Consider the following 1,323-nt stretch of genomic DNA (forward strand, 5'->3'; position numbering starts at 1 on the left):
TGCTGCAATGACACGACTTCGGTGATGTGCTTGAGCCCCGCTACATTGTCGGCGCGGAATCACTTGACCAGTGAGCTATTACGCACTCTTTCAAGGGTGGCTGCTTCTAAGCCAACCTCCTGGTTGTCTCTGCGACTCCACATCCTTTCCCACTTAGCACACGCTTAGGGACCTTAGTCGGTGTTCTGGGCTGTTTCCCTCTCGACCATGGAGCTTATCCCCCACAGTCTCACTGCCACGCTCTCACTTACCGGCATTCGGAGTTTGGCTAAGGTCAGTAACCCGGTAAGGCCCATCGCCTATCCAGTGCTCTACCTCCGGCAAGAAACACGTGACGCTGCACCTAAATGCATTTCGGGGAGAACCAGCTATAACGGAGTTTGATTGGCCTTTCACCCCTAACCACAGGTCATCCCCCAGGTTTTCAACCCTGGTGGGTTCGGTCCTCCACACGGTCTTACCCGCGCTTCAACCTGCCCATGGCTAGATCACTCCGCTTCGGGTCTTGGGCATGCAACTCAACCGCCCTATTCGGACTCGCTTTCGCTACGGCTACCCCACACGGGTTAACCTCGCTACACACCGCAAACTCGCAGGCTCATTCTTCAAAAGGCACGCAGTCACGGCCCACCAGCAAGCTGATGAACGACGCTCCCACGGCTTGTAGGCACACGGTTTCAGGTACTATTTCACTCCGCTCCCGCGGTACTTTTCACCATTCCCTCACGGTACTATCCGCTATCGGTCACCAGGGAATATTTAGGCTTAGCGGGTGGTCCCGCCAGATTCACACGGGATTTCTCGGGCCCCGTGCTACTTGGGAGTTTCTCAAACGAGCCGTACAGATTTCGTCTACGGGGGTCTTACCCTCTACGCCGGACCTTTCGCATGTCCTTCGACTACCCATACGGTTTCTGACTCGCCGACCGGCCGGCAGACCGATCAAGAAAAATCCCACGACCCCGTGATGGCAACCCCTGCCGGGTCTCACACCATCACGGTTTAGCCTCATCCGGTTTCGCTCGCCACTACTCCCGGAATCACGGTTGTTTTCTCTTCCTGCGGGTACTGAGATGTTTCACTTCCCCGCGTTCCCTCCACACTGCCTATGTGTTCAGCAGCGGGTGACAGCCCATGACGACTGCCGGGTTTCCCCATTCGGAAACCCCCGGATCAAAGCCTGGTTGACGGCTCCCCGGGGACTATCGTGGCCTCCCACGTCCTTCATCGGTTCCTGGTGCCAAGGCATCCACCGTGCGCCCTTAAAAACTTGGCCACAGATGCTCGCGTCCACTGTGCAGTTCTCAAACAACGACCAGTCAC

General features: G+C 56.8%; 1 rRNA gene. It reads right to left on the minus strand.

Going from position 1 to position 1,323, the window contains the following annotated elements:
* Positions 1 to 1,276 (minus strand): 23S ribosomal RNA (locus ACFVTF_RS38530); the annotation flags it as partial.
* Between the last annotated feature and the right edge of the window lie 47 nt (positions 1,277 to 1,323).

The sequence above is a fragment of the Kitasatospora sp. NPDC057940 genome (genome assembly GCF_042887425.1).
Classification (GTDB): domain Bacteria; phylum Actinomycetota; class Actinomycetes; order Streptomycetales; family Streptomycetaceae; genus Kitasatospora.